Source organism: Streptomyces azureus, assembly GCF_001270025.1.
Taxonomy (GTDB): Bacteria; Actinomycetota; Actinomycetes; order Streptomycetales; family Streptomycetaceae; genus Streptomyces; species Streptomyces azureus.
On record NZ_DF968190.1, the window covers coordinates 1 to 24046 of the forward strand.

Below are 24046 nucleotides of genomic sequence, written 5' to 3' on the forward strand. Positions count from 1 at the left end.
GACGAGCAGCAGCCGCCGGTCCCGCACCTGCTCGACGAGGGCGGCCAGCGGCGGCTGGGCGGAGTGGTCGTGCAGCCCCAGCGCGTCGGCGGCGGCGAGCGGCACGAGCGCCGGGTCGTGAAGCCCGGAGAGGTGCACGAAGCGCACGCCGTCCGGGAAGGCCCGCTGTACCCGGGCCGCGACGCGCGCGGCGAGCCGGGTCTTGCCGACGCCGCCAGGCCCGGTCAGCGTCACCAGCCGTGCGCGGGCCAGCAGCTCGCGGCCCTGGGTCAGTTCGCCACGCCGGTCGACGAAGCTGGTCGTCTCGACCGGCAGATGGTGGTCCCGTCGTGGCGCTGATCCGCCCATGATCAGCCAGTCCTCTGGGGGTGTGGTCCGAGGGCCGGACAGGCCCTAGCGCGGGTCCTCACTCTGCCCCGTTGCGTACACATATGCACGCTCGGGTCACACCCGTGGGTGTACTTCGGCCGGGACAGCTCGACCGCCGTGCCGCACGCGTACACTGCGCGTCCACTTTCACCCTTGACCTGCTCATGCCATTGCAGAACGATGTGCGCCACCCGCACCACGTACGTCGCACGGAACAACCCCACCTCCCACAAGGAGATTTCATGCGACTCCGCATACGAGGCTCCGGTGCCCGCACCGGCAGACGCACCGCCGCCCTCGCCGCCCTCCTCGCACTCGCCCTCGCGGCGCCCCTGTCCGCGACGACGACGACCGACGCGACCGCCGACAGCGCCCGCAAGCCGGCCCCGTCGGCCGACGACGTCCGGCAGTACGAGATCCACATGCACTCGACGGCAAAGGACCGCACGGCACTTCAGCGCACGGGAGTGACCGTGGACGAGGCCCACGGCCACGGTGTCGTCGTCTCCGGACGCGCGGACCAGATCAAGAAGCTGCGCGCGCTGGGCTACGAGGTCACCCCGTTCGGCGCGGTCCCCGACCGGTCCGCCGGCGAGGACGACGTCAGGATCCACGACTTTCCGTCGGCCGACTCGCGCTACCACAACTACGCGGAGATGACGAGCGAGATCAACTCGATCGTCTCGGCCAACTCCTCCATCGCCAGCCAGCGGGTGATCGGCAAGTCCTACCAGGGCCGGAACATCGTCGCCATCAAGATCAGCGACAACGTGGGCAGCGACGAGTCCGAGCCGGAGGTGCTGTTCACGCACCACCAGCACGCCCGCGAGCACCTCACCGTCGAGATGGCGCTCTACCTGCTGCGCGAGCTGACCTCCGACTACGGCTCCGACTCGCGCGTCACCAGCATGGTGAACAACCGTGAGATCTGGATCGTCCCGGACATCAACCCGGACGGCGGCGAGTACGACATCGCCACCGGGTCGTACCGCTCGTGGCGCAAGAACCGCCAGCCCAACAGCGGCAGTTCGTACGTCGGAACCGACCTCAACCGCAACTGGAACTACCGCTGGGGCTGCTGCGGCGGCTCCTCGGGCTCGACGTCCTCCGACACCTACCGGGGCTCCGCGCCCGAGTCCGCGCCCGAGGTCAAGGTCGTCGCCGACTTCGTGCGCAGCCGGGTCGTCGGCGGGGTGCAGCAGATCAAGGCCGGCGTCGACTTCCACACGTACAGCGAGCTGGTGCTGTGGCCGTTCGGCTACACGTACTCCGACACGACCACCGGGATGACCGCGGACGACAACGCGGCGTTCAAGGCGGTCGGGCAGAAGATGGCCGCGAGCAACGGGTACACGGCGGAGCAGTCCAGCGACCTGTACATCACGGACGGGTCGATCGACGACTACCTCTGGGGCGCCCACAAGATCTTCGGGTACACGTTCGAGATGTATCCGAGGTCCGGCGGTGGTGGGTTCTACCCGCCCGACGAGGTGATCGAGCGGGAGACCTCCCGTAACCGGGACGCGGTGCTGCAGTTGCTGGAGAACGCGGACTGCATGTACCGGTCGATCGGCAAGGAAACCCAGTACTGCCGGTAGTCGCCCGGCCGGCTACTCGGCGTCTTCCTCGAAGTAGGCGTCCAGTACCGCGTCCAACTGCTCGTCCCACTCCGTGAAACGGCTCCTGGCCGGCGCTTCGATCTCGATCGGGTACCAGCGCCGGTCAGGGGTGTGGACGGTGACGGTGTAGCGCTTGCCGAACCGGGCGGTCTCCGTTTCGACCGCCCCGATCTCATCCCAGCGGAACTCGCATTCCTGGTCGTCCAGGGACAGGCGTACGCCTCTGTGGTCGGCGACCATCCTCGCGCGGCGGTCGGACGCCTCGAAGACGGGGCCGTCGGCATCGGCCTCCTCCGGCTCGGAGGGGGACGTCTCCGCCGTCTCCTCCGGCTCGGGGGCGGCTTCCTCGGCTTCCTCGGCCTCGGCGGCCTCGGGCTCCTTCTCCGGCCCGTCGTCCTCCGTCCGGCCGGACGCTGGTGACGTGAGCCCGGGGATGAAGGCCGGGTCGAATCCGGCGCCCTCCAGGGGCTGGCTGCTCGAACCTATGCGCTGCTCCACAGCGGAGCAGTATGGTCGACGAACCTGTGCCGCACACAGTCGGCCCCCGCATCGTTACACGAAGATGCGCATGATCTGCCACCCCGTTCGCCGGCGTCCCGTCGGTCAGCGCCTCCAGCCATGTACATCCCAAGGACGCTACACACCACCGGAGAACCGATGACCTTCCTGGTCACAGCCCTCATGGTGAACATGCAGACGGCACGGCGTCCCGGGGAACGCCCTGCCGTGGACGGCCTGCGGGAGTTGAGAGGAATCAGCCGAGAACGGCCAGCGCGTCGATCTCGACGAGGAGACCCGCGGGCAGGCCGACGTAGACCGTCGTGCGCGCGGCTGGCGGCCGGGTCAGGCCCTGCTCCTCGAAGTACGCGTCGTAGATCTCGTTGAACTCGGCGAAGTGGGCCACGTCCGTCAGGTAGACGCGGATCATCATCGCGTCGTCCCAGCCGGCGCCGCCCTCTTGGAGGATCGCCTTGACGTTGGCCAGGGTCTGGAGGGTCTGCTCGCGCAGGGTCGGCCCGGCGGGCGTGGGCGGCTTGCCCGCCTCGGCGGGCAGGAAGCCGACCTGGCCGGCGACCTGGAGGATGTTGCCCTTCCTCACACCGTGCGAGAACTTCGCCGGCGGGGTGGTGTGGGTCTTGGGGGTGAGTGCGGTCTTGTCCGTCATTCGGTGCCCTTCACTGGTGTTCTGCCGGAGTACTCGCCGCTGATGGCGTCCGCCGTACGGCGCGCCAGCGGCAGGAGGGTGAGGAGTTCGTCGGCGGTGACCACGACGTTCGGCGCGGAGACCGACATCGCGGCGACGACCCGGCCGTCGGCGCCTCGGATCGGCGCGGCGACGCAGTTGATGGACTCCTCGTGGCCGCCGAGGTCGGTGGCCCAGCCCTGTTCGCGCACCTGCTCCAGCTCGCGCAGGAACGCGGTGGCGTCGGGTGTCGAACGGGCCGTGTACGCGGGGTAGTCGAGCTTCTCCGCCACCGCCCGCCGCTCGTGCTCGGGCAGGTCGGCCAGCAGCAGCTTCGCGACCGCGGCGACGGTGATGGCGACGGGCTTGCCGATGCGGGAGTACATGCGCACCGGGTAGCGGCTCTCGACCTTGTCGATGTAGAGGACCTCGTTCTCCTCGTACACGGCGAGGTGCACGGTGTGTCCGCAGCTCTCGTTGAGGCGGGCCAGGTGCGGATGGGCGATCTCGCGGACGTCGAGGTTCTCCATCGCCTCCTGGGCGAGCGCGAAGAGGCGGGCGCCGAGGCGGTAGCGCTGGTCGGACTGGCGGTAGACGAGGCCGTGCTCGTGGAGGGTGCGCAGCAGGCGCAGGGCCGTGGACTTGTGCACGCCGAGGCGGTCGGCGACCTGCCCCAGATCGGCGGGGCCCTCGGCGAGCAGCGGCAGGATACTGAGCGCGCGGTCGACGGTCTGGCTCATGGCGTACGGACCTCCTCCTCGGCCCGTGCGACGGCTGGGTCGACGGCTCGCGTCCAGCCGGGGCCGAGTCGCAGTCTCCCCCACACCGCGCCGTCCAGGGCGGCGAGACGGTCGGCGTGCTCCCGCGCGGGCGGCGCGGCGAGGTCGCCGGGGGCGGTGAGGGCGGCGGCGGCCAGCAGGTGCCCGTGCCGCAGCCGGTCCCGGACGGGCAGTCCGCGCAGGGTGGCGGAGAGGAACCCGGCGGCGAAGGCGTCCCCGGCGGCGGCTACGACGCGACCCGCGGGGCGGGCACGAAGGCGACGTCCCGCTCGTCGAAGACGGTGGCTCCCGCCGCGCCCTGCTTCACGACCAGCACCCCGGGTTCGGGGAGGGCGGCGCGGACGGCCTCGGCGCCGCGCAGTCCCCAGGCCTCGTCCTGTCCGACGAACACGAGGTCCGCGCCCCGCGCGAGGTCCCGCAGCGCCTCCGGGGCGTCCGTGTGGCGCCACAGGCCGGGCCGGTGGTTGACGTCGAAGGAGACCAGGGGGCGGCCGGGCCGGCGCGCGGTCAGCTCGCGCATCAGGTCCAGGCAGGTCCCGGACAGCGCGGCCGTGATCCCGGACAGGTGCAGCACGCGGCCGGCGCGGACGGCGTCCAGGTCCACGGTGCCGGGCGACATGGCCGAGGCCGCGGAGCCGGCCCGGTAGTACGCCACTTCGTGCGCGTCGGTGGCCCGGTCGCCGACGGTGCGGAAGTAGATGCCGGTGGGGCGGGCGGGGTCGCGCCGGACGTGTGCCACGTCGACCCCGTACCCGCCGATGGCCTCGACCAGGTGGTCGCCGAACGGGTCGTCCCCCACCCGGCTGACCCACCGCACGGAGTGCCCGGCGGCGGCCAGCACGCACGCCGTGTTGGACTCCGCGCCGCCGATGCCCCGGTCGAGGTAGGGGACGTCGGCGAGGCGGCCCGGCCAGGACGGCAGGAACGTGACCATGGCCTCGCCGAGCGCGACGACGTCCACGACGTCGGGGGCGTTGCAGGATCCGGCGGGGGTCACGATGGTCGTAGCTCTTGGCTGCTCGGCGGGGGCGGCGTGCGCTGCCGCTTTCGTTGACCCCGGGTGGCCGAGACGTTAGACAGCGTCGAGCGTCATACGCAATGAATGTTGCACTTCTTGCAACAGGCCTGATCAGGGAGGCTCCATGACAGCCGTTACCGCCGCCGAGTCCCTCGCCCGGCTCGCCGCCGAGCGCGTCGACCACCGCTTCAAGGGCCTCCCGCCGGACGCCGACGGCCTGACCGTGGGCGAGCTGGCCGCCCAGCGCCGGAACCTGTTCACCGGCGGCTTCGCCACGCCCGTGCTCGCGCTGTCCGCCGAGCGCCTGGAGCACAACCTGCGGCTCATGGAGACCTACGCGGACCGGCACGGCCTGGCCTTCGCGCCGCACGGCAAGACCTCCATGGCGCCGCAGCTGTTCCGGCGGCAGATCGAGCACGGGGCGTGGGGCATCACTCTGGCGGTGCCGCATCAGGTGCGAGTGGCGCGCGCGTTCGGGACCCGGCGCGTGTTCCTGGCGAACGAGCTGGTCGACCCGGCGGCCCTGCGCTGGGTCTCCGCCGAGCTCGACGCCGACCCGGAGTTCCGCTTCGTCGCTTACGTCGACTCGGTGCGCGGGGTGGAGCTGATGGACGCCGCGCTGAGCGATGCCCGGCGCCCGCTGGACGTCGTCGTCGAACTCGCGGCCGGGGAGGGCGCCCGTACCGGTGTGCGTACGGAGGCAGAATGTGCGGCGGTCGCGGACGCGGTGGCGGGCACGCGGTCCCTGCGGCTGGTCGGTGTCGCGGGTTACGAGGGCGAGGTGCCGAAGGCGGACACGGAGCGGGTGACGGCGTGGCTGCGGCGGCTGGTCGCACTGGCCGCCGACTTCGACAAGGCCGGACGGTTCTCCGGTGTGGAGGAGATCGTCGTCAGCGCGGGCGGCAGCGCCTGGTTCGACGCGGTCGCCGACGTGTTCACGGAGATCCCCGAACTCTCCCTCCCGGTCCTGAAGTTGCTGCGCTCGGGCGCCTACGTCTCGCACGACGACGGCCACTACCGCAAGCTGACCCCGTTCAACCGGGTGCCCGAGGAGGGCGCGCTGGAGCCGGCGTTCCGGCTGTGGACGCAGGTGGTGTCGCGGCCCTGTGCCGAGCAGGCCTTCGTCAACGCGGGCAAGCGGGACGCGGCCTACGACATCGACCTGCCCTTCGCCCAGGTGATCCGCCGGGACGGCGTCGAGCGCCCGGCCACCGGCGTGTCGGTGACGGCCCTGTCCGACCAGCACGCCTGGCTGAGCACCACGCCGGAGGCGGATCTGGAGGTGGGCGACTGGGTCGGTCTGGGGCTGTCCCATCCGTGCACGTCGTTCGACAAGTGGCCGCTGATCCCCGTCGCCGAGGCCGACGGCACGGTCGTCGACTACGTCCGGACGTTCTTCTAGGAGGCCGGCGCGATGGAAGAGCTCGTCATCCGGGACGCGGACGTCGTGGACGGCTCCGGCGAACCCTCCTACCGGGCCGATGTCGTGGTCGACGGCGGCCGGATCGTGTCCATCGTCAAGGAGGCCGCCGCGGCCGGCTGCCAGCGGCCGAAGGCGCGCCGGGAGCTGGACGCCGAGGGCCTCGTCCTGTCCCCCGGCTTCGTCGACATGCACGCCCACAGCGACCTGGCCCTGCTGCGCGACCCCGACCACGGCGCCAAGGCCGCGCAGGGCGTCACGCTGGAGGTCATCGGCCAGGACGGGCTGTCGTACGCGCCGGTCGACGACCGCACGCTCGGCGAGGTGCGCCGGGTGATCGCCGGGTGGAACGGCTCCGGCGACGACATCGACTTCGACTGGCGGACGGTGGGCGAGTACCTCGACCGCCTGGACCGCGGGATCGCCGTGAACGCGGCCTACCTGATCCCCCAGGGCACGGTCCGCGCGCTCGCCGTCGGCTGGGAGGACCGGGAGGCCACCCCGCAAGAGCTGGACCGGATGCGGCAGTTGGTCGCCGAGGGCATGGAGCAGGGCGCCGTCGGCATGTCGTCGGGGCTGACGTACACGCCCGGCATGTACGCGAAGGACGCCGAACTGACCGAGCTGTGCCGGGTGGTGGCGTCGTACGGCGGCTACTACTGCCCGCACCACCGCTCCTACGGTGCGGGCGCCCTGGAGGCGTACCGGGAGATGGTCACGCTGGCCCGGGAGGCGGGCTGCTCCCTGCATCTCGCCCACGCCACGATGAACTTCGGCGTGAACAAGGGCCGGGCGCCCGAACTGCTGGCCCTGCTGGACGAGGCGCTGGCGGACGGGGCGGACATCAGCCTCGACACCTACCCCTACACACCGGGCTGTACGACGCTGGCGGCCATGCTGCCGAGCTGGGCGAGCGAGGGCGGGCCGCAACAGGTCATCGAGCGGCTGGCGGACGAGGAGACGGCCGAGCGGATCCGCCACGACCTGGAGGTCACCGGCTCGGACGGCTGCCACGGCGTGCCCGTCGAGTGGGACACGATCGAGATCTCGGGCGTGGGCGACCCGGCGCTGGCCGAGTTCGTCGGCCGTACGGTCCAGGAGTCGGCGGACGTGCGGGGCGAGGCCCCCTGGTTGACCGCGCGCGGGCTGCTGCTGGCCGACCGGCTGGCGCCGACGATCCTCCAGCACGTCGGCCACGAGGAGAACGTCCGGGCGATCATGCGCCACCGCGTGCACACCGGCGGCTCGGACGGCATCCTCCAGGGCGCCGAGCCGCACCCGCGTGCGTACGGCACGTTCCCGCACTACCTCGGGCACTACGTGCGGGAGTTGGGGGTGTTGTCGCTTCAGGAGTGCGTCGCGCACCTCACCTCGCGCCCGGCGGCCCGGCTCCGGCTGCCGGACCGGGGCCTGGTGCGCGAGGGGTACGTCGCCGACCTGGTGCTCTTCGACCCGGCGACGGTCGCGGCGGGGTCGAGCTTCGCCGAGCCGCGCGTGCTCCCGACGGGCATCCCGTACGTGCTGGTCGACGGGCGGTTCGTGATCGAGGACGGGCGTCGCACGGACGCCCTGGCGGGCCGGGCGATCCGCAGGACTCCCGCGTGACCGCCCGACCCGGGGACCTGCCCCTGCCTTACGGCTTGGGCAGGGTGCAGCCGCTCGCGCTCAGGTCGAGCTTGTTGTCGATGCCGAAGCAGGCCGGGATCTGGTAGGTCTCCTGGCCGTAGTTGATGCCCTTGCGGACCGTCACGTTGCCGCTCGCGTCGACCTCGCAGGGGTTGTTCACCGTGCAGCGCTCGCCGTCCTCGTTGCCGGTGTTGTTGACGGCGACGACCTTGCCGGTGGCCTCGTCGACGACGGGCGAGCCGGACGTGCCGCCGATGGTGTTGCAGGCGGAGGTGTAACGGACCGAGTCCTTCCAGGTCCAGTCGCCCTCCTTCAGGCGGTGCGCGAACCCGTCGATGTCGCAGCTGTAGACCCGCTTCCAGTAGCCGGAGGGGATGCTGATGGCGGTGCCGGCCACCGGGTGCTTGTCGTTCAGCGTCAGCGGGTTGATGCCGTACGAGCTCTTGATCTGCCCGTAGGTGGTGGTGAGCTGGTAGAACGCGACGTCCGTGTCGGTCATCGTGCCGTACGCGAGCTTGGCGGCGCGCAGGGTGGCGACGCGCGAGCCGGAGGCGTTGAGCAGGCTGAAGGTGCGGCTGGACGCCTTGTCGACGAGGACCTCGCCGGGTGCGGGGAAGCCGCTGTCCAGGCAGTGTCCGTTGGTCATCACCAGCGCCGGGTCGTTGGCCTCGGAGTCCGGCATGCGGACGACGGAACCGGAGCAGTTGCTGAGCGCGACGGTGCCGGCGAGGTTCACGGCCTTGGCCGACGGGTTGAGCCCGGACAGCGTCTGGTCCACGGACGTGACCACGTCCGACACGGCGGACGTGGCCGAGCCCGTGTCCGCGACCTTGCCGACGCCCGTGGGGGCGGCCTCGGCAGCGGTCGCGGGAGCCGCGCCGGCCCCGGCTATCGCCAGGGCGCAGAACGCGGCTGCGAGAGGTTTTCTCATGGGGGGTCCCCTCTTGCGACGGAGGCGACCGGAAATCTTCCGGCCGCCTGCACTGTTGTCATGCGCATTGTGATCGTCGCAAGGCGGGTGGGGCAAGGAGTTGTTCCGCGCGCGAAACCTGCCCGTCCGGCCTGACCCTACTCAACGGCCTTGACGGGCGGATCACTTGGGGCCCTTGGTGCCGCCGGGACCGTGTCCGGGTTTCCCCTCGGGTCGGCCCGGGGGCGAGGCGGTGGCGGCGGGAGCGGAGGGCGTCGGGGTGCCGGCCGTGGGAATCGGGCTGTCCGGCCCGCACTCGGACGGGGCGGGGCTCACCGCGTGGACGTACCCACGGGACGCTGGGCCGGACGGCTCGCCACGATCCGCCGGCCGACCGAAGAGCGGGGCCTCCGGGGGGGCGATGCCGGACGGGCACCGGTGGACGGCGCCGTCGGCGACTCCCCCACCATCGGTCCCGATCGGCCCGCCCCTGCTCAACAGCCCTGAGACCGATCTACTTGGGGCCCTTGGTGCCGCCGGGACCGTGTCCGGGTTTCCCCTCGGGTCGGCCCGGGGGCGAGGCGGTGGCGGCGGGAGCGGAGGGCGTCGGGGTGCCGGCCGTGGGACTGCCGGCCGAGGGACTCGGGGCGTCCGTCCCGGACTCGGACGGGGTGGGGCTCACCGCCACGGACGCACTCGCGGACACGGCACCGGACGGCTCGTCACCGTTCGCCGGCCGGCCGACGAGGGGGGTCCCGGGGGCCGGTGTCCGACCGGTGCCGGTGGACGGCGCCGTCGGCGACTCCCCCGCCGTCGGTCCCGTACGACCGCCGCCGCCCTCGCGCGACCCGCCGGAGGGCGCGTTCGAGAAGCCGAGACCGGCGATCAGCGCGGCGGCCGACACGACCCCCACGGCTCCGGCGGCGACCGCCACGCGGCGGGCACGCCACGGCCCCCGTTCCCGCCGGGAGTGGCGGCCCGCACCGGACCGGCCATGCGCCGGCACCGGCGGCAGCTCCCGTGTGTCGTCCATGCCGCGCGTGACGCCCATGCCGCGCGTGGCGTCCTGGGCGTTCAGAGGGTTCGGGGCGTCCGCGGGGTCGTACACGTCCCGCCACCCGTGCGCCGCCGCCGGATCCGCGTACGCGTCGTACGCGGGGGGCGGGTCGGCCCGCGGCAAGTACACGTTCGGCGGGCCCTGGGGCTCGCCGCTCGTCGCTCCGTCGGCGTACTCGGATGGCCTGAACATGACGGCGAATTCTAGGGATCAATGGTGCTGGTGGCACAGCGTGCGGCTATATCCGCACAAACCGACGCGTCTCACGTGGCGGAAAACACGGCCCGTGACGCGATACCGGGCCGTAAGCTCCCAGACATGCAGGTGATCCAGTCGACCAAGCTCGCCAACGTCTGTTACGAGATCCGGGGCCCGGTGCTCGAGGAGGCGATGCGGCTGGAAGCCGCCGGTCACCGCATCCTCAAGCTGAACACCGGCAACCCGGCCGCGTTCGGCTTCGAGTGTCCGCCCGAGATCCTGGAGGACGTCCTCCGGAACGTGTCCTCGGCGCATGGATACGGAGACGCCAAGGGTCTGCTGGCCGCGCGCCGCGCGGTCGTGATGCACAACCAGACCCTCGGCATCGAGACGGACGTCGAGCACGTCTTCATCGGCAACGGCGTCTCCGAGCTGATCGTGATGGCGATGCAGGGCCTGCTGGACGACGGGGACGAGGTCCTCGTGCCGGCCCCGGACTATCCGCTGTGGACCGCCGCCGTCTCCCTGTCCGGCGGCACCGCCGTGCACTACCGGTGTGACGAGCAGTCCGACTGGATGCCGGACCTGGCCGACGTCGAGCGCAAGGTCACCGACCGCACCAAGGCGATCGTGATCATCAACCCCAACAACCCGACCGGGGCCGTCTACGACGAGGCGATGGTCAAGGGGCTCACCGACATCGCCCGCCGCCACAACCTGCTGGTCTGCTCGGACGAGATCTACGACAAGATCCTCTACGACGGTGCCACGCACACCCCGACCGCCGCCGTCGCCCCCGACCTGCTGACCCTCACCTTCAACGGAATGTCGAAGGCCTACCGGGTGGCCGGCTACCGGGTCGGCTGGATGTCGATCTCCGGGCCCCGCGCGCACGCCGACTCCTACATCGAGGGCCTGACGATCCTGGCCAACATGCGGCTGTGCGCGAACATGCCGGGGCAGCACGGCGTCGTCGCGGCACTCAGCGGACGCCAGACGATCAACGACCTGGTGCTGCCGGGCGGCCGGCTGCGCGAGCAGCGGGACGTCGCCTACGAGCTGCTGACCCAGATCCCGGGCGTGACCTGCGTGAAACCCAAGGGGGCGCTGTACCTCTTCCCGCGCCTCGACCCCAAGGTCTTCAAGATCAAGGACGACCGGCGGATGGTTCTGGACCTGCTCCGGAGCGAGAAGATCATGGTCGTCCAGGGCACCGGCTTCAACTGGCCGGAGCCGGACCACTTCCGGGTGGTGACCCTGCCGACGGCCGGGGACCTGCGGGACGCGGTGGGCCGGATCGGGCACTTCCTGGACGGCTACACCCAAGCCTGACGGGACGCCTCGCTCACGGTATGTGTGCAGCCAGTCCGGTTTTGTGAACAACTCAACTTTAGACGAAATCTAAGCTAGGATGGCTTCCTGTAAGCACTCAGGAGGCCCTCCCATGTACGAACCGATCCGCACCAAGTCGGTCCACAGCACGGTGGACGGCCCCAGCCCCGACTTTCCCCACCGTTCCCGCGAGGAAGAGCTGGACATCCAGCTCGCGGGCCACCTCGCCGCGCTGCTCGCCGTCACGGACGAACTGCGTGCGACGGAGGCCACGGCCGACCTGGACACCGCGGCGGAGCGGCTCGCGGAGCAGGTGGGCCGACTGCGCGGAGGACGCACACCGGTCCGCGCGCCGATGAGGACCTCCCGCCGCGAGCGCAACGCGACAGCCCTCCACCGGCGAGCACACGCCCTCGCCGGCCGGGCGCTGGTCGTCGCCGCCTCCCGCGCCGACACGGCGGCCGCCATCCTGGCCGCCGAGCGGATGGACGCACACGCTGCGGCTCTCGAGCCGCGCGAACTCGCGTCCCGCTGAGCCCCCGCGGGGCTCCCCCGACGGCCCCGGTCCGCGCGCACCCGCAGCGACGCGCGGACCGGGCGCCATCAACCCCTTCAACCCCTTCGTGAGGGCCCTCGGGTACCACGCCCGGAGCCCTCTATTCCTGTTGCAGGGAGCGCCCGAGCCCGGCACCCCGCGCGTCCTGGCCGCCAGCGAGCCCAGCGACATGACCCCCGTCCTCGAACTGATCCACGAGGACACCGGCATCACGGTCCGCCCCACCCACATGGGCACCCTCGACGCCGTCTCGTCGCGGGCCTGTGCGGGGCCGGCGCGCTGATCGCCCAGCCGGAGCGGCCGGACCCGCACGGCTTCCCGGAACCGTCGGCCCAGTTCGACGAGGTGCGCGCTGACCTCCGCAGGCTGCGCTCCCACCTGGTCGGCGTCGACCTGCCGCCCGCCACCACGGCACGGCTCGGCGAACTGACCGACCTGCCGGCCGCCTTGCCGGACCCGGGCTGGTTGCTCGCTCACGACCCGGAGGGCGTGCACACGCTGCCCCGGACGGTGCGCCGGGACCTGCCGGAGGCCGTCGACGCCTTCGTCCGGACCCGCTGGTGGTCGCGGCTGACACCCGGGGCGGAAGCACCGGAGCGTCAGCTCGACCTGCTGCGTGAGGAGGCCGAGCGCCTGCGGCGGGCCTGCGGGAGACCGAGGCCCGTCGCCAGCAGTCCGTCACCCTGTACCTGGAGGACCGGGGCGGCCCGGCGGCCGGCGGGCTCGGCGCCTGATGGACGGCTCCCGGCTGTTCGCGGTCACCACCAACGCGGCCGGCGGCCAGTACCGCGCCGCGCGGCACGACCCGGTCGCCGTCGAGGCTGCCTTCGAGGACGAACTCCAGCGGGGTGGTCGAGTCGCCCGGGTCGGCCGGCTGCACCAGCAGGTCGGGGACGGCACCGGCGGCGGATCCGCGCGCGATGCACTTGCCGTCGCCGCTGACCCGTGAGCGAGGGAGCGCCTCGGAAACGGCGAAGGCAGGGGCCCGCACGCCGTTGTGCGAACCCCTGCCTCGCATGGTGCTGTCACCGCGGCCGGCCGTGACGATGTTGCTGGTCAGGGCACGATCGGAGCCGGCCGCGGCGTCGGTGGAGGGCTGTCTCAGCCCAGGCGCTGCACCAGCGCGCGGTACTCGTCCCACAGCTCCTTGGGCGTGTGCTCGCCGAAGGTGTTGAGGTGCTCGGGGACCAGGGCGGCCTCCTCGCGCCAGACCTCCTTGTCGACGGTGAGCAGGAAGTCCAGGTCGGAGTCGGCCAGTTCGAGGCCGTCGGTGTCCAGGGCCTCCTTGGTCGGCAGGATGCCGATCGGGGTCTCGACGCCCTCCGCCTTGCCCTCCAGACGCTCCACGATCCACTTCAGGACACGGCTGTTCTCACCGAAGCCGGGCCAGACGAACTTGCCCTCGTCGTCCTTGCGGAACCAGTTGACGTAGTAGATCTTCGGCAGCTTCGACTGGTCCTTGTCCTTGGCGACGTCGACCCAGTGGCCCATGTAGTCGCCCATGTTGTAGCCGCAGAACGGCAGCATCGCGAACGGGTCGCGGCGCAGCTCGCCGACCTTGCCCTCGGCGGCGGCGGTCTTCTCGGAGGCCACGTTGGCGCCGAGGAAGACGCCGTGGTTCCAGTCGAAGGACTCCGTCACCAGCGGTACGGCGGTGGCGCGGCGGCCGCCGAAGAGGATCGCCGAGATCGGCACGCCCTTGGGGTCCTCCCACTCCGGCGCGATGATCGGGCACTGGGCGGCGGGGACGGTGAAGCGGGCGTTCGGGTGCGCGGCCGGCGTCTGAGACTCGGGCGTCCAGTCGTTGCCCTTCCAGTCGGTGAGGTGGGCGGGCGGCTCCTCGGTCATGCCCTCCCACCAGACGTCGCCGTCGTCCGTCAGCGCCACGTTGGTGAAGACCGCGTTGCCCCACAGCGTCTTCATCGCGTTGGCGTTGGTGTGCTCGCCGGTGCCGGGCGCGACACCGAAGAAGCCCGCCTCGGGGTTGATGGCGTACAGCCGGCCGTCCTCGCCGAAGCGCATCCAGGCGATGTCGTCGCCGATGGTCTCGACCGTCCAGCCGGGGATGGTCGGCTCCAGCATGGCGAGGTTGGTCTTGCCGCAGGCGCTCGGGAAGGCCGCCGCCACGTACTTGGACTCGCCGCGCGGCGGGGTGAGCTTGAGGACCAGCATGTGCTCGGCCAGCCAGCCCTCGTCACGCGCCATCACGGAGGCGATGCGCAGGGCGTAGCACTTCTTGCCGAGCAGGGCGTTGCCGCCGTAGCCGGAGCCGTAGGACCAGATCTCGCGGTCCTCGGGGAAGTGCGAGATGTACTTGGTCGTGTTGCAGGGCCAGGGGACGTCCTCCTGGCCGGGTTCCAGCGGGGCGCCCAGGGTGTGCACGGCCTTGACGAAGAAGCCGTCGTCACCGAGCTCGTCCAGGACGGCCTGGCCCATGCGGGTCATGGTGCGCATGGAGACGGCGACGTACGCCGAGTCGGTGATCTCCACACCGAGCGCGGACAGCGGCGAGCCGAGCGGGCCCATGCAGAAGGGCACGACGTACATGGTCCGGCCGCGCATCGAGCCGCGGAACAGGCCGCCCTGTCCCCCGGAGCCCTGGAAGATCTCCCGCATCTCGGCGGGGGCCTTCCAGTGGTTGGTCGGGCCCGCGTCCTCCTCCTTCTCGGAGCAGATGAACGTCCGGTCCTCCACGCGGGCGACGTCGGTGGGGTCGGAGGCCGCGTAGTAGGAGTGGGGGCGCTTGATCGGGTCGAGTTTCCGGAAGGTGCCCCTCTGGACGAGCTCCTCGCACAGTCGCTCGTACTCGGCCTCGGATCCGTCACACCAGACCACGTTGTCCGGCTGCGTCAGCTCGGCGATCTCGTTGACCCACGAGATCAGCCCCTGATGGGTGGTGGGGACGGTGGGAGCCGCGATGTCGCGCGCCACGATTGCTCCTAAATGAGGGATTTTTTTGATGTGGAGGCCCCGTGGGGGCTGCGACCCGGATGCTTCACGGTGAAACTCGGCGCTCATCCGGTGCCGACCGCACTCATTTGATCATCCGACGCGCGCGCCCATCTGTCCAGAGGAGCGCACAGGTGAGCAACGTGAGGCTCGCCACGGTTTCTCGTGCCCCTTTACGTGCACATTGGGTTCACCTGACCGTTCGTTTGCGTAACCATCGTTGGGCCACGGTGAGAGGATGGCCACTCTTCATCGGCCGATCGACCGGACCGATAGGTCACTTACGGTTCCGTAGCTACCATTCGGCCATGACTGCGTTCGCCCCCGACGCGCCTTCGGACACGCCGGCCGACGGCCGTGGTCCCACGGCGCTCCCCCTGCCGCACCCGGTGAAGCCCAAGCTGCGCGGCTGGCTCCACCTGGGCATGTTCCCGGCCGTCCTCGTCGCGGGCCTGGTGCTGACCGCCCTCGCGGACTCGACCAGAGGGCGCATCGCCTGCGGGATCTTCGCACTGACGGCGTGCCTGCTGTTCGGCGTGAGCGCGCTGTACCACCGGGGCGACTGGAGTCCGCGCATGGACGGCGTGCTGCGCCGACTGGATCACGCCAACATCTTCCTGATCATCGCGGGCACCTACACACCACTGGCCATGCTGCTCCTGCCGGGCGCCAAGGGCGAGTGGCTGCTGTGGGGCATCTGGGCCGCGGCGGCGGCCGGCATCCTCTTCCGCGTCTTCTGGGTCGGCGCCCCGCGCTGGCTCTACACGCCGTGCTACATCGCGATGGGCTGGGCAGCCGTCTTCTACCTGCCGGACTTCATGCGAACCGGCGGCGTCGCCGTCCTTGTCCTGGTCATCGTCGGCGGCCTGCTCTACAGCGCGGGCGGCGTGATCTACGGTCTCCAGCGGCCCAACCCCTCACCGCGCTGGTTCGGCTTCCACGAGGTGTTCCACTCCTTCACCCTGGCCGCCTTCATCGCGCACTACGCGGGGATCTCGCTGGTGGCGTACCAGCACGGCTAGAAACCCGCTCGACCTTCCCGGCCGCGGCTTTCGAGCCGTGGCCTTTTTCGTTGCACCCGAGGCTAAATTGACAGTGGCTGATGATTGCGAGTTACTGTCGATTCATGGCTACTGGCACCCCCGCCGACCGGCCCCCACTGGGACTCCGGGAGCGGAAGAAGATCAAGACCCGCCAGGCTATCCGCGCCGCGACCTACGCGCTGATCGAGGAGCAGGGTTACGACGCCACGACGATCGAGCAGATCGCCGACCGGGCCGAGGTGTCGCCGTCGACCGTCTTCCGGTACTTCCCGGCCAAGGAGGACATCGTCATCACCGACGAGTGGGACCCGGTGATACTGGCAGAGCTGCGGGCCCGGCCGGAGGACGAGTCGTGGGCCGGCGTCCTGCGGCACGTGATGCGCAAAGCCCTCGACCTGAGCCTCGCGGAGGAACCCGAGGTGACCCGGCTGCGGACCCGGCTCGCGGTCGAGGTCCCCGCAGTCCGCGCCCGCATGATGGAGAGCATGGCGGCGACCGGGCGGCTGCTCCGCGAGGCCCTCGCCGAGCGCTCCGGGCTGGACCCCGACAGCCTGGAGGTACGGGTCTTCGCCATGTCCGTGATGGGCGGGCTGATGGAGGTCTCCCACTACTGGGCCGAGACCGGCCACCGGGACGACATCCGGGATCTCGTCGACCGTGCCCTGGACGTCCTGGAACACGGCCTGGCGACCGGAAAACCCTGAGGCCGCCGACCGCCCCCGTGACATCCTGACCAGGTGAACGGTCCCGAGATCCACGTCGAGTTCGCGCCCGAGCTGTACGTGTTCGTCCCCCAGGCCCGGCGGGCGGGCGCCCTGCGGGCCACGACGGACGGCGTCTCCAGCCTGGGCCATGTCGTCGAGTCGCTGGGTGTGCCGCTGACCGAGGTGGGCGCCCTGGTCGTGGACGGCCGCGAGGTGCCCGTCTCGCACGTCCCGGCGGCCGGCGAGTCGGTGACCGTACGGACCGTCGCCCGCCCCCAGCGGGTGCCGGGCGCCCCCCTGCGCTTCCTCCTCGACGTGCACCTCGGCACGCTGGCCCGCCGGCTGCGGCTGCTCGGCGTGGACACGGCCTACGAGTCGACCGACATCGGCGACCCGGCGCTCGCGGCGCGTTCGGCGGCCGAGCAGCGGATCATGCTGAGCCGCGACCGGGGCTTGCTGCGGCGCCGCGAGCTGTGGGCGGGGGCGTTCGTCTACAGCACCCGTCCGGAGGAGCAGCTCCGGGACGTCCTGGACCGCTTCCAGCCCGAACTGCGGCCCTGGACGCGGTGCACGGCCTGCAACGGGCTGCTCCGCAAGGCGACCAAGGACGAAGTCGCCGGCCAGCTCAAGCACGGCACGCACGCGACGTACGACGTGTTCGCGCAGTGCACGGAATGCGGCCGGGCGTACTGGAAGGGCGCGCACCACGAGCAGCTGGAGGCCATCGTGGAGCGCGCCCTCGCCGAATTCGGAAGCTAACTCTTCCTCAGGTCTCCCTTACCGCAGGCGGTCCCGTCCCCGTTGCGGTCCAGGCGCAGTGGGTCGTCCTTGCCGTTGACCTTCAGGCGGCCGTAATCGTTCGCCTTGAGCCACTCGCAGCGGGCGGCCGTCGTCTTCTTCACCTCCGCCGGGAAGTCGGTCGGCACGCAGACGTTGATCGAGCCGTAGTGGCGGTCGCAGCCGGAGAGCGTCGGGCCGACCTTCTGCGACGTGCGCTTCTTGCCGGGCCCCGCGACCTTGCCCTCGGGCGAGTCCGCGAAGTCGTGGACATGCGCCGAGGCGTCCGTCGCCTTGAGGGCCTGCGGGCCCTGGAGGTGCACCCACTTCGCCACCGACGGCACCCCGTTCGCGTCCACCGCGAAGAGCATGTACCAGCCGGGCGGGGCCAGGTTGGGGTTGCTCGTCACGTTCAGGTCGACGTTGTCGCCGTCGACGGACAGCGGCAGGTCCACGAACCGCTGGTTCGGGTCGGAGGAGTGCGTGACGGCGGCCGGACGGATCAGCTCGGCCTTGGCGATGGGCCGGTCGACGGTGATCCGCTGGGTGTCGCCGTAGTTCCACTCGGTGTCGATCACCGAGGTGATCGCCGGCCGCGGTCCCTTGAACAGGTAGGGCGGGCTGTAGACCGACACGTCGTGGTTCCAGGAGCCGTTGCCAGGGTTGTCGCCGGTGGTCATCACGCGACCGTCGGGGAGCAGGAACGCCGAGGAGTGGTAGCCGCGCGCCTCGGGGTCGACGGCCATCGGGTCGAAGGTCTCCGACTCCGGGTCGAAGACCGACGTCTCGTAGACCGGGTTGGCGCGGTTGTGCAGCGCGCCGCCCGTCTCCAGCACCTTGCCATCGGGCAGGAGCACCGCGGAGACGTACATCTTGCCCTGGTTCCCGGTCTGCGGAACGGGTCCGTTGCCGAGGTCGACCGTGCCCTGCGGGATCGGCGGCCCGGCCACGTAGGAGGGGCTGGGCTGCTTGAGGTCGATGATGTCGGTCAGGCGGTTCGCCTCCGGGTTGGAGTCGATGTTGCCGCCGCCGAGGGTGAGGACCTTCTGGTCCTGCGCCGGGGGCAGCAGCACGCTGGCCGACTGGTCGCGCTCGTCCTTCTTCCGCAGGCCCGGGACCTGGGTGATGGTGTTGGCGCCGTAGTCGTAGATCGCCGAGCCCGTGCCGGGGATGTTGTTGCCGAAGACGTGGCTGCCCGAGTAGAAGAGGCGGCCGTCCTGCATGAGGATCATCGACGGGTACAGACCCCAGTACGACCAGGTCTGGTTGACCTTCCAGGTCGGCAGCCACTGCTGCTCGGCCTCGGAGAACAGCTCGGCGGTGACCGAGCCGGTGGAGTCCTCCTTCAGGCCGCCGAAGGAGATGACGTCACCGTTGCCGAGGACGGTGGCCGACGGGTACCAGTGGCCGTCGTTCATGTCGTTGGTCTTCGTGTAGGTCTCGGTCTCCGGGTCGAAGACGTACGAGTCCTTGTAGCCCTGGTAGCCGACGCGGCCGTCCGCCGACGGGTAGCCCTTGTTGCCGCTCATCACCAGCACGCGCCCGTCCTGGAGCTGCACGTGGCCGGCGCAGAACATGTCCTTCGGCGTGGGGATGACCTTGTACGAGCCGTTCGCCGGGTCGTAGACCGCGGACGTGAACGTGCCCGCCTCGAACATCGACTCGTCGTTGCCGGAGCCCGCGATGAGCAGCACCTTGCCGCCCCGCAGGACGACGGAGTGCATGGAGCGCACCGGGTTCTGCGTGGGCAGCACGTCCCACTTGCCGTTCGCGCACTGCTCGGCCGTGCCGGTGCACTGCGGCGGCGGGACCGGGTCGGCGACCTGGTCCATCGTGTAGTCGTCGGTGGTGGCGGAGCCGGTGCCGTAGACGGAGACGCCCCAGGAGACGCGGTCGGTGCCGGCCGGGACCTCGGGGGTGCGGACGGTGGCCTCGGTCCAGTCGCCCGCGAGGTCCAGCGTCTTGAGGTCGGTCCAGTACTGCCAGCCGCCGGTCGCGTCGTGGCGGAACAGCGTGATCGACGCGTCGGGTGTGGTCGTCTTGTACCAGAGGCCGAGGTCGTACTGCCTGCCCGGCGTCACCACGGGCGCGCACTCGGCGGACTCGGTGATCAGCGCCTTGCGGTCGCCGTCGACGCGGCGGGTCAGCTCGACCTTCATGGCCTTGCCGCCGGTGTGCGCGTCGTTCGTGGTGGTGAAGGAGAAGTCGTTGTCGCCCCAGCCGGACTTCTCCCAGCAGTACGGCATGCCGCCGGTGCCGGCGGTCTCGAAGCCGGGGTTCCTGATGAGGTTGGCGGCGGAGGCGGGCTGGGGCGCGGTCAGCAGGAGGCCGGCCGTGAGCGCGCCCACGCCCACGAGCGCGGTCCTTCTCCGGTATCTGTTCACACGGCTCTCCTCGCGGTGCGGCTCTCGCGCACGGGCTTCTCGGGGCCCCGGCGCGGCAGATAGACCAGCGCTTCGGTGGCCGCGAAGCGCAGGACGAACGTCGTCACCAGCGCGAGCGCGGTGGCGGACAGCACGCCCAGGTGGAACTGGCGCACGAACAGCGCGATCAGCGGGATGCGCAGCACCAGATCGGCGTTGGCGAGCAGCGCGAACCGGCCGGCCCGGTCCCACCAGCGGCGGTGCCGGCGCCGCTCGCGGAACAGCAGGTGCTCGATGAGCACGAAGTTCCAGGCCACACCGAGCTGGTTGGCGAGGATCTCCGCCGGTATGTAGTGCATGCCGACGGCGGTCAGCGCCCACAGGCCGAGCAGGTTCGGTACGAAGCCGGTGAGCCCGATCAGGCCGAAGCCGACCATGCGCGCGACCGGCGAGGCGGCGCGCAGCCCGGCCAGGTGGCGCAGGAACCGGAAGCCCTCCTGCGCGGTCGACTTGGACTCCCCGGCGAACCGGTCCTGGAAGACGAAGGGCACCTCGGTGACCCGGCGCGGGCGGCTGCGGACGGCGAGTTCGAGGAGAATCTTGTAGCCGAGCGGCTGGAGCACCTCGGCCGTGACCGCGCTGCGCCGGATCGCGAAGAAGCCGCTCATCGGGTCGCTGATGCCGTGCAGCCGGCGCGGGAACAGCGCCTTGGTCAGCCAGGTCGCCCCGCGCGAGACGGCCACGCGGTAGCTGCCCGCGAGCCCGGCCCGGCTGCCGCCCTTGATGTACCGGGAGGCGACGACGAGCCCAGCGTTCGCCCGCTCACCGGTGGCGACCAGGTCGGGCACGAGGGACGGCGGATGCTGGCAGTCACCGTCCATGACGACGATCCAGTCGGACGTGGCCGCCTTCAGTCCCTCGACGACCGCGCCGCCGAGCCCGCCCACCGGCTCCTGGCGGTGCAGGACGGTCACCGGGAAGGGGCAGTCCTGCGCCGCCTTCTGGATGACCTCGGGCGTGTCGTCGGTGGAGTCGTCCACGAAGACGACCTCGCAGGGCAGCCGGGCCGGCACGGCCTCGGTGATCTGGTGCAGCAGTTGCCGCACGTTCGCCGACTCGTTGAACGTCGGTACGACGATGGTGACGGCGCCCGGTTCGGGGATCCCGGCGGTCTCGACGACCTCACCGGGGACGGTGGACTCCTGGCTCATCGCGCGCCTCCGGCGGTGGTCTGGATCTGGCGGATCTCGATGCGGTCCGGACCGGTGCCGAAGGTGGCGACCGGGGCCGAGTGCTCCATGGCGGCCTTGACGTTGGGCAGGTCGGCCGCGTCACGCCGCACGGTCGGCGAGGCGACGACGTAGTCGAGGTCCTTCCAGCCGCGCGGCATCGTCTTCGTCACCGCCGGGTCGAGGTCGGCCTTGTAGAACCAGATGACGCCGAGCCCCGGCCGGTAGCCCTGGTGCACGAGGTCGAGCCAGAGGGCGTCGTCGACCAGTACGCGGGTGCGCTCCGGGTTCTCGACTTCGGTGGCCAGCCACTTGGACGCCGCCTTGTAGGGGGCGTTGGCGTCGGTGGTGACGGCGGTGCGGGCGCCGTCGTACCAGTGCGGTACGACGTAGACCCCGGCGGCGAGGGCGAGGACCGTGGCGAGCGCGTACCGGCCCACGCTGACGTATCGTTTCTCCGCCTCGGAGCGCCAGCGGCTCAGCACGGCGTGGGCGACGGAGGCGGTTCCTCCGGCGAGGACGAGGGCGAGGAACGGCAGGGCCTGGATGACGTACATCGCGGGCAGGTAGCCGTTCGGACGCAGGGCCAGCGCGGCGAAGATCGCGACGGCCAGGGCCGGTCCGGCGAGGGCCCGGGCGGTGACCGACCAGCGCCAGGTGACGAGCAGCAGGAGGGCGCCCGCGAGGCCGCCGAGAGGGAGGATCTTGTCGTAGTACAGCCACGACTGGAGCACGCCCCAGGAGCCGGAGCCCTGGTCCAGGATGAAGCCCGAACCGGGCCTGGTCATCTGGTACTTGACGCCGTCCCAGAGGGAGACGTGCCCGCTGCCCGGCAGCAACTCGCCCTTGAGCAGGGCGAACAGCGGATACGAGAAGCCGATCAGGGCACAGGCCGTGACGGCTCCGGTGAGGGCGAACTTGCGGGTGTCCTTGTGGCTGTGCCGCCACATGGTGAGGAACAGCGCGGGCAGGACGACGAGCATCGTCTCCTTGGTGAGGACGGCCGTCGCCGCCGCTATCCCCGCGCCGAAGTGGTGCCAGAGGTGGCGGCTCGGGGAGGCGGCCAGGGTGAAGGCCAGCAGCGTCCACATCACCGCGAGGTTGTCGAGGAAGATCTCCCGCTGGAGGATGACCGCCAGCGGCGAGAGGCCGAAGAACACCATGCCGAGCGCGGCCGCCCAGCGGGGCAGGGCGAGGCGGCGGCCCAGTACGTAGACGAGGACCGCGCTGATGCCGCTGATCACCAGCATCGCGGCCCGCATGGTGCCCACCGTCATCGACTCGGGGCTGATCAGCGCCGGGATCCAGGTCAGCACGGCGATCTGGATCCAGCCGAGGGGCGGGTGGTCGTACCAGTAGGTGTAGTGGGCGAGGCCGTTGCCCTGCTGGACCGACCAGGCCTGGGCGAGGTAGGTGCCCTCGTCGTCGCTGAGGGCCGGGTAGTCGGCGATGTTCCAGCCCTGCACGACGAGGATCGCCATGAGGAGGACACCGCACAGGAGCAGGTCGGGGCGGGAGGAGCGCAGCCGGCTCGGCGGCTCCGGCCGTCGGTGCGCACCGGTGCGGGGCGCAGGCCGGCGCTGCGCGGGGACCTTCGCAGTGGTCACCGCGGGAAGGGTGGAGGTCACGCGGGAACGTCCTCTCGGGTCACGGGAACGTCCTGCCGGGTCACGGCCGTCTCGCCGAGATGCGCGCCGACATGGGTCGTCAGCTCCCAGTCGTTGCGCCCGCGCTGCTCACGCCACACGGCGCGGACGGCCGCCCCGGCGAGCAGGACCTGGTAGAAGGGGCCGCCCACGATCAGCTTCAGGTAGTGCGCGAACCGCACGCGCAGCCCGTACTGCTTGCCGAAGTCGTGCAGTCCGACGATCTCGAAGACGAAGGTGACCAGGGCGGTGACCGCCGGCAGGAAGGTGATGAAGGCGATGCCGACCGGCACGTCCAGGAACAGCGCGATCGCCACGTTCAGCGGGATGACCAGGCCGGTGAAGGCCTGCATGAACGGCGTCATCAGGGTGTAGCGGGCGAGCAGCCGCTGCCCGAGGGTGGGCAGTTGCTTCCAGTCCTTCTTCCGGTACACCTGGAGGAACCCCTGGTTCCAGCGGGTGCGCTGCTTCAGCAGGGACATCAGCGAGCCCGGGGTCTCCTCCCGGGTCACCATGTCGGAGTCGTAGGCGACGACGACCTTCTTGCCGACGCTGGAGAGCCTGACGCCCAGGTCGCAGTCCTCGGCGAGGCAGTTCGGGTCCCAGCCGCCGGCTTCCCTGAGGACGTCCGTGCGGACGAAGACGGTGTTGCCGCCGAGCGGAATGAAACCTTTCTGCGCGTGCAGGTGGAGCCGCGAGCGGAACCAGAAGAAGTACTCCAGGCAGTTGCGCAGGCTGTACCAGCTGGAGTGGAAGTTGATCAGCTGGACCCCGCCCTGGACGACGTCCGCGCCGGTGGTGCGGAAGGCGTGGTCGACGTGCGCGAGGAGCTCGGGGTGGACCTGGTCCTCCGCGTCGAAGACACCGACGACATCGCCGCGGCAGTGCGGCAGGGCCGTGTTCATGGCCTTCGGCTTGTTCTTCTTCTCGTGCGTGTCGACGACGACACGGACCCGTGGATCACGTGCCGCGGCCTGCTCGGCCACGGCGGTGGTCTCGGGGTCGTCGTGTCCGACGATCACGATGATCTCGAAGTCGGTGTGGCTCGACTCCAGCAGCCGCTGGATCGTGTGATCCAGCACCGCCTGTTCGTGCCGCGCGGGCAGCAGCAGCGAGAAGGAGACGTGCTCGTCCCCGTCCGGACTGCTGAACCGCGTGGAGGCGAGCACTTCCGGCGTACGCCACGCGTGCATCTGCCACCACAGGGTGAACGCCGCCATCCAGAACAGGGCCAGTGAAACGGCAGCGATGAAGACAGACGTCAGCAA

The 24046-nt window shown here is 70.9% G+C and carries 20 protein-coding genes and 3 pseudogenes; 11 read left to right on the forward strand and 12 right to left on the reverse strand.

The window, feature by feature from the left end:
* Positions 1-348 (reverse strand): annotated as a pseudogene (locus tag AOQ53_RS01535) (ATP-binding protein); the annotation flags it as partial.
* A gap of 263 nt (positions 349-611) precedes the next feature.
* Between AOQ53_RS01535 and AOQ53_RS01540 the strand changes: the two are divergent.
* Positions 612-1967 carry a M14 family metallopeptidase gene (locus tag AOQ53_RS01540; RefSeq protein WP_059414219.1) on the forward strand — a complete coding sequence of 452 codons (1356 nt, stop codon included), beginning with the start codon at positions 612-614 and terminating at the stop codon, positions 1965-1967.
* Positions 1968-1979: 12 nt separating this feature from the next.
* On the opposite strand, the gene AOQ53_RS01545 is transcribed toward AOQ53_RS01540, so the two are convergent.
* From AOQ53_RS01545 to AOQ53_RS01560, 4 genes and pseudogenes are all read right to left on the reverse strand, one after another.
* Positions 1980-2486, reverse strand: a complete 507-nt coding sequence (locus tag AOQ53_RS01545; protein ID WP_059414221.1) for a hypothetical protein — start codon at positions 2484-2486, stop codon at positions 1980-1982.
* A 256-nt stretch (positions 2487-2742) separates the two neighbouring features.
* Positions 2743-3153 carry a RidA family protein gene (locus AOQ53_RS01550; RefSeq protein ID WP_059414223.1) on the reverse strand — a complete coding sequence of 137 codons (411 nt, stop codon included), beginning with the start codon at positions 3151-3153 and terminating at the stop codon, positions 2743-2745.
* A complete protein-coding gene (locus tag AOQ53_RS01555; protein ID WP_059414225.1) occupies positions 3150-3911 on the reverse strand; it encodes an IclR family transcriptional regulator in 762 nt (253 codons plus the stop codon). Before AOQ53_RS01555 ends, AOQ53_RS01550 begins: the two co-directional genes overlap by 4 nt.
* Positions 3908-4884, reverse strand: a pseudogene (locus AOQ53_RS01560) (sugar kinase). The gene AOQ53_RS01555 and the pseudogene AOQ53_RS01560 overlap by 4 nt, the downstream one beginning before the upstream one ends.
* Before the next feature lie 208 nt (positions 4885-5092).
* On the opposite strand from AOQ53_RS01560, the gene AOQ53_RS01565 reads away from it, so the two are divergent.
* Both AOQ53_RS01565 and AOQ53_RS01570 read left to right on the forward strand, forming a co-directional pair.
* Positions 5093-6370, forward strand: coding sequence for an amino acid deaminase (locus AOQ53_RS01565; RefSeq protein WP_059414227.1), 1278 nt, complete (start codon positions 5093-5095; stop codon positions 6368-6370).
* A gap of 12 nt (positions 6371-6382) precedes the next feature.
* The gene (locus AOQ53_RS01570; protein ID WP_059414229.1) at positions 6383-7993 is read left to right on the forward strand and encodes an N-acyl-D-amino-acid deacylase family protein; all 1611 of its coding nucleotides are present in this window, start codon (positions 6383-6385) and stop codon (positions 7991-7993) included.
* Between the two features lie 28 nt (positions 7994-8021).
* Here the strand turns inward: AOQ53_RS01570 and AOQ53_RS01575 are convergent, their stop codons facing one another.
* On the reverse strand, positions 8022-8945 hold the full coding sequence (locus AOQ53_RS01575) for a S1 family peptidase (protein WP_059414231.1): 924 nt from the start codon (positions 8943-8945) through the stop codon (positions 8022-8024).
* Positions 8946-9438: 493 nt separating this feature from the next.
* Positions 9439-10173: a hypothetical protein gene (locus AOQ53_RS01580; protein ID WP_059414233.1), complete on the reverse strand. Its 735-nt coding sequence runs from the start codon at positions 10171-10173 to the stop codon at positions 9439-9441.
* Positions 10174-10299: 126 nt separating this feature from the next.
* Here AOQ53_RS01580 and AOQ53_RS01585 point away from each other — a divergent pair, with 126 nt between their 5' ends.
* The 5 genes and pseudogenes from AOQ53_RS01585 (at position 10300) to AOQ53_RS44390 (ending at position 13016) form a co-directional block, all read left to right on the forward strand.
* Entirely contained in the window at positions 10300-11511 is a 1212-nt protein-coding gene (locus tag AOQ53_RS01585) for a pyridoxal phosphate-dependent aminotransferase (RefSeq protein WP_059414234.1), read from the forward strand.
* Positions 11512-11623: 112 nt separating this feature from the next.
* Positions 11624-12046: an SCO4983 family protein gene (locus tag AOQ53_RS01590; protein WP_059414235.1), complete on the forward strand. Its 423-nt coding sequence runs from the start codon at positions 11624-11626 to the stop codon at positions 12044-12046.
* A 130-nt stretch (positions 12047-12176) separates the two neighbouring features.
* Entirely contained in the window at positions 12177-12350 is a 174-nt protein-coding gene (locus tag AOQ53_RS44385) for a hypothetical protein (RefSeq protein WP_201785050.1), read from the forward strand.
* Positions 12329-12801: pseudogene (locus tag AOQ53_RS45635) on the forward strand (hypothetical protein). The gene AOQ53_RS44385 and the pseudogene AOQ53_RS45635 overlap by 22 nt, the downstream one beginning before the upstream one ends.
* Positions 12801-13016 (forward strand): hypothetical protein, encoded by a 216-nt coding sequence (locus tag AOQ53_RS44390; protein ID WP_059414236.1) that lies wholly within the window; start codon positions 12801-12803, stop codon positions 13014-13016. The pseudogene AOQ53_RS45635 and the gene AOQ53_RS44390 overlap by 1 nt, the downstream one beginning before the upstream one ends.
* A gap of 152 nt (positions 13017-13168) precedes the next feature.
* Here the strand turns inward: AOQ53_RS44390 and AOQ53_RS01600 are convergent, their stop codons facing one another.
* Positions 13169-14998 carry a phosphoenolpyruvate carboxykinase (GTP) gene (locus AOQ53_RS01600; protein WP_059414237.1) on the reverse strand — a complete coding sequence of 610 codons (1830 nt, stop codon included), beginning with the start codon at positions 14996-14998 and terminating at the stop codon, positions 13169-13171.
* A gap of 326 nt (positions 14999-15324) precedes the next feature.
* On the opposite strand from AOQ53_RS01600, the gene trhA reads away from it, so the two are divergent.
* From trhA to AOQ53_RS01615, 3 genes are all read left to right on the forward strand, one after another.
* A complete protein-coding gene (trhA, locus tag AOQ53_RS01605) occupies positions 15325-16038 on the forward strand; it encodes a PAQR family membrane homeostasis protein TrhA (RefSeq protein WP_059414239.1) in 714 nt (237 codons plus the stop codon).
* Positions 16039-16142: 104 nt separating this feature from the next.
* Positions 16143-16763 carry a TetR/AcrR family transcriptional regulator gene (locus AOQ53_RS01610; protein WP_059414241.1) on the forward strand — a complete coding sequence of 207 codons (621 nt, stop codon included), beginning with the start codon at positions 16143-16145 and terminating at the stop codon, positions 16761-16763.
* A 33-nt stretch (positions 16764-16796) separates the two neighbouring features.
* Positions 16797-17522, forward strand: a complete 726-nt coding sequence (locus tag AOQ53_RS01615; protein ID WP_059414243.1) for a Mut7-C RNAse domain-containing protein — start codon at positions 16797-16799, stop codon at positions 17520-17522.
* Here AOQ53_RS01615 and AOQ53_RS01620 read toward each other — a convergent pair.
* From AOQ53_RS01620 to AOQ53_RS01635, 4 genes are read right to left on the reverse strand one after another with little or no spacing between them, the layout of a single operon-like run.
* Positions 17519-19924, reverse strand: coding sequence for a galactose oxidase-like domain-containing protein (locus AOQ53_RS01620; protein WP_059414245.1), 2406 nt, complete (start codon positions 19922-19924; stop codon positions 17519-17521). The genes AOQ53_RS01615 and AOQ53_RS01620 overlap by 4 nt on opposite strands.
* Positions 19921-21114, reverse strand: coding sequence for a glycosyltransferase (locus tag AOQ53_RS01625; RefSeq protein WP_059414247.1), 1194 nt, complete (start codon positions 21112-21114; stop codon positions 19921-19923). Before AOQ53_RS01625 ends, AOQ53_RS01620 begins: the two co-directional genes overlap by 4 nt.
* Positions 21111-22760, reverse strand: coding sequence for an ArnT family glycosyltransferase (locus tag AOQ53_RS01630; RefSeq protein WP_059414249.1), 1650 nt, complete (start codon positions 22758-22760; stop codon positions 21111-21113). Before AOQ53_RS01630 ends, AOQ53_RS01625 begins: the two co-directional genes overlap by 4 nt.
* Positions 22757-24046 (reverse strand): glycosyltransferase, encoded by a 1290-nt coding sequence (locus AOQ53_RS01635; protein ID WP_059414251.1) that lies wholly within the window; start codon positions 24044-24046, stop codon positions 22757-22759. Before AOQ53_RS01635 ends, AOQ53_RS01630 begins: the two co-directional genes overlap by 4 nt.

Excerpts from the sequence above, each read along its gene's own strand:
- AOQ53_RS01540 (WP_059414219.1), top strand. The coding sequence starts at position 612 with ATGCGACTCCGCATACGAGGCTCCGGTGCCCGCACCGGCAGACGCACC.
- AOQ53_RS01550 (WP_059414223.1), bottom strand. The coding sequence starts at position 3,153 with ATGACGGACAAGACCGCACTCACCCCCAAGACCCACACCACCCCGCCG.
- AOQ53_RS01555 (WP_059414225.1), bottom strand. The coding sequence starts at position 3,911 with ATGAGCCAGACCGTCGACCGCGCGCTCAGTATCCTGCCGCTGCTCGCC.
- AOQ53_RS01565 (WP_059414227.1), top strand. The coding sequence starts at position 5,093 with ATGACAGCCGTTACCGCCGCCGAGTCCCTCGCCCGGCTCGCCGCCGAG.
- AOQ53_RS01570 (WP_059414229.1), top strand. The coding sequence starts at position 6,383 with ATGGAAGAGCTCGTCATCCGGGACGCGGACGTCGTGGACGGCTCCGGC.
- AOQ53_RS01575 (WP_059414231.1), bottom strand. The coding sequence starts at position 8,945 with ATGAGAAAACCTCTCGCAGCCGCGTTCTGCGCCCTGGCGATAGCCGGG.
- AOQ53_RS01580 (WP_059414233.1), bottom strand. The coding sequence starts at position 10,173 with ATGTTCAGGCCATCCGAGTACGCCGACGGAGCGACGAGCGGCGAGCCC.
- AOQ53_RS01585 (WP_059414234.1), top strand. The coding sequence starts at position 10,300 with ATGCAGGTGATCCAGTCGACCAAGCTCGCCAACGTCTGTTACGAGATC.
- AOQ53_RS01590 (WP_059414235.1), top strand. The coding sequence starts at position 11,624 with ATGTACGAACCGATCCGCACCAAGTCGGTCCACAGCACGGTGGACGGC.
- AOQ53_RS44390 (WP_059414236.1), top strand. The coding sequence starts at position 12,801 with ATGGACGGCTCCCGGCTGTTCGCGGTCACCACCAACGCGGCCGGCGGC.
- trhA (WP_059414239.1), top strand. The coding sequence starts at position 15,325 with ATGACTGCGTTCGCCCCCGACGCGCCTTCGGACACGCCGGCCGACGGC.
- AOQ53_RS01610 (WP_059414241.1), top strand. The coding sequence starts at position 16,143 with ATGGCTACTGGCACCCCCGCCGACCGGCCCCCACTGGGACTCCGGGAG.
- AOQ53_RS01625 (WP_059414247.1), bottom strand. The coding sequence starts at position 21,114 with ATGAGCCAGGAGTCCACCGTCCCCGGTGAGGTCGTCGAGACCGCCGGG.